7 protein-coding genes are annotated in these 6,779 nt (G+C 57.9%); 4 read left to right on the top strand and 3 right to left on the bottom strand.

The window, feature by feature from the left end; genetic code table 11:
* Nucleotides 1-248 (bottom strand): transposase (locus tag BM035_RS21865; RefSeq protein ID WP_175497455.1); only part of this gene is annotated, 248 nt, incomplete at its 3' end.
* A gap of 292 nt (nt 249-540) precedes the next feature.
* On the opposite strand from BM035_RS21865, the gene BM035_RS21860 reads away from it, so the two are divergent.
* From BM035_RS21860 to BM035_RS21845, 3 genes are all read left to right on the top strand, one after another.
* Nucleotides 541-810: a TFIIB-type zinc ribbon-containing protein gene (locus BM035_RS21860; protein ID WP_172515652.1), complete on the top strand. Its 270-nt coding sequence runs from the start codon at nt 541-543 to the stop codon at nt 808-810.
* Between the two features lie 181 nt (nt 811-991).
* Nucleotides 992-1,435, top strand: coding sequence for a hypothetical protein (locus tag BM035_RS21850; RefSeq protein WP_039882014.1), 444 nt, complete (start codon nt 992-994; stop codon nt 1,433-1,435).
* Between the two features lie 31 nt (nt 1,436-1,466).
* Nucleotides 1,467-2,900, top strand: coding sequence for an alkaline phosphatase D family protein (locus tag BM035_RS21845; RefSeq protein WP_074211047.1), 1,434 nt, complete (start codon nt 1,467-1,469; stop codon nt 2,898-2,900).
* A 247-nt stretch (nt 2,901-3,147) separates the two neighbouring features.
* On the opposite strand, the gene BM035_RS21840 is transcribed toward BM035_RS21845, so the two are convergent.
* Both BM035_RS21840 and BM035_RS22540 read right to left on the bottom strand, forming a co-directional pair.
* Entirely contained in the window at nt 3,148-5,628 is a 2,481-nt protein-coding gene (locus BM035_RS21840; protein WP_008173696.1) for a heavy metal translocating P-type ATPase, read from the bottom strand.
* Nucleotides 5,606-5,851 carry a hypothetical protein gene (locus tag BM035_RS22540; protein WP_136632012.1) on the bottom strand — a complete coding sequence of 82 codons (246 nt, stop codon included), beginning with the start codon at nt 5,849-5,851 and terminating at the stop codon, nt 5,606-5,608. The genes BM035_RS21840 and BM035_RS22540 overlap by 23 nt, the downstream gene beginning before the upstream one ends.
* A gap of 359 nt (nt 5,852-6,210) precedes the next feature.
* Here BM035_RS22540 and BM035_RS21835 point away from each other — a divergent pair.
* The coding region (locus BM035_RS21835) for an IS1380 family transposase (RefSeq protein ID WP_139216094.1) at nt 6,211-6,779 on the top strand (569 nt) is incomplete at its 3' end.

The raw sequence follows: 6,779 nt of genomic DNA, 5'->3' as shown, positions 1-6,779 counted from the left end.
TTCAGATCTTCGTAGCCACCGGCCACACCGTAGACCCGTTGCCGGACCAGGGACTTGAGCTCATGACGAATCATCCGGGGATCCCGCTGGTCGGTCAGAGTCTCGGCCAGCCGTTGGGTTAACCGGTGTTGTTTGTCGACTTCGCGCAGTAACAGCAAGCCGGCATCGGAGGTGATATGGCCTCCGGAGAAGTCGGTTTCAATCTGGCGGCGGGAAAGTGGCGAGAAGGTCAGTTTTTGAGGTACCATTTTGGATAGCGGTTGTTGGTGTTGATTGATGGTGTAAGGTCCTGAAATTTTAACACTTTCAGCCGCTTTCTTTTATCCCCTCATGAGAAATTCGGGCTAGACTGCCCCTTGATTCACAACAGATAATAGATCACCTGCTCAATGGGGGCAGGGGGCTTCTGGGCACACCAATTAATCATGGTTGGTGCCGATAACATGCTGGAGAATATTTTGATTAGTTGCCCCAAGTGTGAAGGGGTGTGAGTATGGTGCTACTATGATTTCCCTGATGATTGACCTAAAGGAGAAGCTCATGAAATGTCCAGTATGCGAGAGTGTTGATCTGACGATGGCCGATCGACAAGGTGTGGAAATTGATTATTGCCCCAAATGCCGGGGCGTGTGGCTGGACCGGGGGGAGCTGGACAAGATCATCGAGCGTAGTGCCGTAGAACTGGCGCCGCCACCACGTCGCGAGCCAGAACCCCGAGGCTATGACAAGCACGGCGGTTACGGCAAGCATGGAGGCCATGGCAAACATGGGTATCGCCGCAAGTCCTGGTTGTCGGAAATTTTTGATTAGACAGGTTTGTTCAGGCGGCGCAACTCGGGTGGACATGGGCCTGCCTGGTGTCACCGCGGCGCAGGATCCTTACGTCTGGACTTTGACCTGGGGCCTTGACGCGCACCGCGGTCATCTGGTGGTCAAGGATGCGATACGTTGTGTTGGCGGAGGTGAACGTCACCCTTAGAGGAAGCAAATCATGGGACATCATCTTTTCCGGCGACCCAAACACAGACGGTATCGCGACATGGGTGGGTATTATGAGGGCGATGACCATTCCGGCTATCGCGAACGCAGAGCCCTGCCGGTGCTGAATATTCCGACCTCGGTCATCGTGGCCGGGCTGGTCATATGGTCTGCGCTTTCGCTCGGCGCTTGGTGGCTGGTCGATCCGGTCCTCTCCTGGATCTCCGGTGCAGCCGGGCCACTGGCCGATACCGGAGCGGGGCTTGCGAAGTGGTTTGGCCTTGGGGAGGAAGCCACGGCTTTACGTGATGCGGCCAATATTGAGGGGCTGCTCGGCTGGGCGGGTGGATCGATTCATTTTCTTGTCAAGACGGTCGTTCTGCTGGTTTGGGTTGCAGGGCTGATCGCGCTGATTGCAATACCCGCTGTCCTGCGACGAGGACAACGGCGACAGTAGTGCCCGAAGACTGATCGGAACCACCTTGCGCATGACATCCGAACCTCCGGTCATGACCGGACCGCTTCTCTTTCTCGACCATGTCGAGAAATATGTGTTACGGCTCTCTGTCCTTTTCATTGCGGACAATGGCGAGTGCCCGGAGCCAATCGAAACGGTCCACGGCGTACATACAGCGGAAATCCTCGCGGAATACGATCATATGACCGTTTGGCGAGCACGCTTCGACCTGCCCGCAAACCGCTCGTCCTGTTATGCCTGGAACGGCCAAAGTTACTCCTTGGCAAGTGATTTTCGAGGCGATATACGGATCGCCTATGTGTCCTGCAACGGCGAGCAAATCGGCGATCTGGAGCGCGAAGGGTCCGAGCGCAATGCGATGTGGGCACGCCTGACAGAAGATCACCGGAACGCGCCGTTTTCCCTGCTGCTGCACGGTGGCGATCAGGTCTATGCTGACCAAGTCACCGAGGGTCACCCCCTGAGCGAGGACTGGCCCGAACATATCCCCAAGGATCCTTCGCGCGCCGATCTTGCCGATTTGCGCCATTATTTGCGCGAACGCTTCCTGGAGCGCTACGTGGCGCTTTATCGTGCGCCGGAATTTGTCTGGATCGCCGCGCGCGTGCCGTCTCTCATGCAGTGGGACGACCACGATATTTGCGATGGCTGGGGATCGCTACCGGGGTCGAAGACCGACACACCGGTCGGCCAAATCCTGTTTGATGTTGCCCGCGAGAGTTTTTTGACCTTTCAGCATGCCGCAGTAGATGGTGATCTGCCTGAACGGTTCCACGATCCTGCCGGGCTGCATCTGGGCTGGAGTGTTCGCACAGCCGGTCTGCGCCTCCTTGCACCTGATATGAGGTCGGAGCGTACGCGCCACGAGGTAATGGGGGACGGCGGCTGGAAGATGATTCGAGCTGAGGCCTCGACCCCGGTGCAGGGTCACACGTTCCTGATGTCCAGCGTGCCGTTGCTGGGTCCACGCCTGTCGGTGCTTGAGGCTCTGATGGTCGCCATCCCCAAAATGCAGAAATACGAGGACGATCTGCGCGATCAGTGGCAAAGCCGCGCTCACCGTGACGAATGGTGCGATATGCTTCGGGTGATCCGGGACATGGCGCTTGCCAACGGCCATGATGTCACGGTGCTTTCGGGGGAAATCCACCTGGCGACGCGTGCCACGATGAAGCTCGGCGCCGGTCGCTGGTTACACCAGCTGGTTGCCTCGGGCATTGCGCATCGCGCCCCGCCAAGGGTGTGGGCACGAATTCTGGGGGCCCTTGCACAATTTGGTGAATCGCCGCTCAAGGCGTGTCCGATCCGAATCCCATGTATCCCCGGTCAGAAGTCGCGCTATATTGCGGAACGCAACTATCTGGTGCTTGAGCGGCGTTCAGATATATGGCGCGCCCGTTGGGCTCTGGAAGAGAGCGGGATAACACCGCCCCTTATTCTGTGATAATAATCTTCACACATGTATGTAAGGCCGCTAGCGCGGTCGTCGGAGTTTGCGCAGCCGATGATCCAGCACCAATGACCTGTAAATTGTGTGTTATTACCTGCCTTTTTCAATCCGTCATTCACGTCAAGCAGAAGCTCGAACAAATGAACACGCCTTGTATCCCCATCCAGGAAGAGTGGTCCGAGAGTTTGTTCGATCCACTTCATTGGGAGCTTCCTGCAACGGCTTCCTGTTGTCTGGTTGATTACACCGACATTTCCGCATTGGATACCCTACCCACGGGTGTAACAGGTGGAGCAAAACGAAATGCGAGCAAGCGCAGTGCGTTGAACACGACGACAATAGTCGACCCTTCGTGAACCGCCACCGCAGGTCCAATCCCAAGACCGAGAATCGTCGCGGGAACCAGCAAGGCAACAACGCCCAGGCTGAACCACAGGTTCTGTCGAATGATTGAGCTCGTCGACCGGCTCAACGCCACGGCGAAGGGCAAATGGTTCAGGTTATCCGCCATCAGAGCCACATCGGCGGTTTCCAGCGCGACATCCGAGCCCGCCGCGCCCATGGCAATGCCGACTGTGGCGTTCGCCATCGCGGGAGCGTCGTTGACGCCGTCGCCAACCATCGCTACTTTAGCCTCTGCGCGCAGTTTTTTGATCGTCTCCACCTTATCATCGGGCATCAGATCACCGCGTGCCTCGTCAAGGCCGACAGCCCGCGCGACAGCGTCCGCGACCTGCTGATTGTCGCCAGAGATCATGATCATCCGGCGAATGCCGATCGTGCGCAGCGTCTCTATCACCGCCGGTGCCGCTTCGCGCGGCGTATCCATCAGCCCAATCACGCCAAGATATCGGTCGCCTTGGCGAACAACCATCGTGGTGCGGCCGTTCGCTTCCAATGCTTCTATTTGGATCTTCAGAGAAGGAGGAATGGCAGGGCCGCCAATCTCCGCGAACAGGTCATCCTTACCGATGTAGGTTGTCTCGCCCTCGACGTCTGCCACGACCCCGCGGCCCGTAATGCTGCGCAGGTTCAATGACTCGGCGGCAGGCGTATCGCCCAGGCGTTCGCGTCCACCCCTGACAACGGCAGCGGCGAGGGGATGGTCGCTCAACATCTCGACCCCAACCGCCACCCGCAGAAGCTCCTCTTCCGCTACGTCATCGGCCGTCACCACATCGACGAGCTTCGGCTTGCCTTCTGTCAGTGTGCCGGTCTTGTCGAAGGCGATGGCCGTCAGCCGCCCCAGATTTTCGAGCGGGGCACCGCCTTTGATCAGAACACCGCCACGGGCGGCGCGTGCGACCCCGCTGAGAACCGCGCTTGGCGTCGCGATCGCAAGCGCACAGGGGCTTGCCGCTACCAGTACAGCCATGGCGCGATAGAAGGTGTCGCTGAAAGGTTCGTCGACGACGAAGCCCGCAAACAAAAGCGCAACGGCAAGAACCAGAACCGCCGGTACAAAGATGCGTTCGAACCGGTCGGTCAGGCGCTGGGTGGGCGATTGGTTGGTTTCGGCCTCGTTCACCATCTTGACGACGCGGGCGAGGGTCGAATCCGCCGATGTGCGCGTGACTTGAATTTCCAACGCACTGCCGCCGTTGATCGTACCGGCAAAGACACGGTTTTCGGCATCCACGAGGTCGGGTTTTTCCGCGGCAACGGTCGCATCCCCGACGGGTGATTTGTCCACCGGCACGCTCTCGCCTGTGATCGGTGCTTGATTGACGCTGCTTTCACCCTTGATGACGAACCCGTCCGCGGCCAGACGCTCGTTCGGCTTCACCAGCACGATGTCACCGACCCGCAAAGCATCGACGGCGATCTCTTCGACCTTGGCATCCCGGCGCACGGTGGCGGTTTTGGGCGCCAGGGCGCCAAGCGCTTCGATGGCCCGCTTGGCGCGACCCATGGCATAGCCTTCCAGCGCATGGCCAAGACTGAAGAGGAGCAGCAACAATGCGCCCTCGGCCCATTCACCAAGCGCTGCCGCGCCCGCCGCCGCCACCAGCATCAGAAAATCAATCTCGAACCGGCCAGTGCGCACACTGTCAATAGCCTCGCGCAGGGCGTAGTAGCCGCCGAAGAAATAGGCGGGCACGAGGACGAACAGGGGTGCCCATGGCGGCGTCGCCACGAACTTCGGCAAAAGCCAGCCAATCAGCAACAGCGCACCGCACAAGGCCACAAAAATAAGTTCCGTTTGCGCACCAAATATGCCGCCATGCTCATGATCGTGTGCTTCTCCAGTCGGCTCATGCGGTCTGGATTCGTCTTGTACCAGCGACAGTCTCATGTTCTGAAGGGCATTGCGCAGAGTGTTTTCATCAGTTTGCCTTCGATCAAATTCAATCCGCAGCGGCCCCTTGGCATTGGCCTCGGCCTCTACAACCCCCGGGAGACTGCGCAGCTGTGCGCTGACCGCTCTTGCCCGACGTTGATCCGGAATACCTTCAACCTGCCACACGAGGTGCCCGAACTGAGAGGTAATCTCTGCCCCGAACGCCTTGGCGACTTCGCGGACTCGTTCAAGCGAAAGCAATGCGGGGTCGTAATGAATACATAGCTCCATGCCCCCACCGCTTTCTGTATTGCGAACGTGGGCGATAGAGACACCTTCACGAGTTTCCAGGCTCTCGGCTAGCCGCTGTGCACAAGCCCCATGCGCATCCGGCGTGTCGGGAAGGAGGAGCGGGAGGTCAAGGCGAAGTGTTTTTTCCATGGTTGCACATCCTATCTTTTGTTGAAACCAAAACGCGACTGGGATCGGTACCTGGAATATGCTGCGAGACAAACGCAAAGCCGCAGGCACACAACGCTGCTGCCGCGTAGGCTATCATGCTGGCTTCGCGGCGGTGCCATAACCGATCCATTCCGGTCAGCCCGCCCAACACCGTGCTGGCGATTGTTTTGCTCGCAAGCTGCAACTGAAATTTCCAAGCCAACTTCTTTCTCCAGTGTTTTTGTCTTTATCCGTTCAAGTAGGCGTAGATGATATATTCTGCACCGAATTCACTGCTTGTCGCTTCTGCCCGGTGTGTGCGTCAGGTTGACAATACGCGACACCAATCGACATGGAGTACATGGGGCTTATTGCAAGCGCAATGCGAGCTGACGCGTTATTGCCTCCTCTACTGATTTTCTACATGATATCCCTGTGTGATGTGTTCTTGGGCCTCACGGGCATCCAGTTCCCTAGCCCGGATTTCTCATGAAGAAGGTAGCATGAGGAAGGAAGAAGCGGCTTAAAGTGTTAGAATTCAAGTTCCTACACAAAAACCCACACTAAAAGCCGCTATCCAAAATGGTACCTCAAAAACTGACCTTCTCGCCACTCTCCCGCCGCCAGATTGAAGCCGATTTCTCCGGAGGCCATATCACCTCGGATGCCGGTGTGTTGTTACTGCGCGAAGTCGATAAACAACACCGGCTAACCCAGCGACTGGCCGAGACGCTGACCGACCAGCGGGATGCCCGCATGATTCGTCATGGGCTCAACACCATGATCCGGCAGCGCGTCTACGGCGTGGCCAGCGGCTACGAAGATCTGAATGATCATGAAGCGCTTCGCTTTGATCAGGCACTACAAACCGCCACGGGGAATGCCTCGACTCTGGCCGGCAAGTCCACGCTTTGTCGAATGGAGCAGGCGATGGATCGGCAAACCATTGTCAAAGCGCATGAGTTGCTCTGGCACCACTTTATCGAGCAGCATGAGAAGCCGCCCAAGGAAATCGTGCTGGATTTTGACGGCACCGATATTCCGGTGCACGGCGACCAGCCGGGTAAGTTCTTTAACCGGTATTACGACCATCACTGCTACTTCCCGCTTTACGTCTTCTGCGGTAGGCACTTGCTGGTGAGCTATCTGCG

Source organism: Marinobacter sp. DSM 26671 (assembly GCF_900112835.1).
Classification (GTDB): domain Bacteria; phylum Pseudomonadota; class Gammaproteobacteria; order Pseudomonadales; family Oleiphilaceae; genus Marinobacter; species Marinobacter flavimaris.
Note: the sequence above shows the minus strand (reverse complement) of the source record. Positions and strands in the feature narration are given on the sequence as shown.

Coding starts and splice junctions, on each gene's coding strand:
- BM035_RS21860 (WP_172515652.1), top strand. CDS start 541: ATGAAATGTCCAGTATGCGAGAGTGTTGATCTGACGATGGCCGATCGA.
- BM035_RS21850 (WP_039882014.1), top strand. CDS start 992: ATGGGACATCATCTTTTCCGGCGACCCAAACACAGACGGTATCGCGAC.
- BM035_RS21845 (WP_074211047.1), top strand. CDS start 1,467: ATGACATCCGAACCTCCGGTCATGACCGGACCGCTTCTCTTTCTCGAC.
- BM035_RS21840 (WP_008173696.1), bottom strand. CDS start 5,628: ATGGAAAAAACACTTCGCCTTGACCTCCCGCTCCTCCTTCCCGACACG.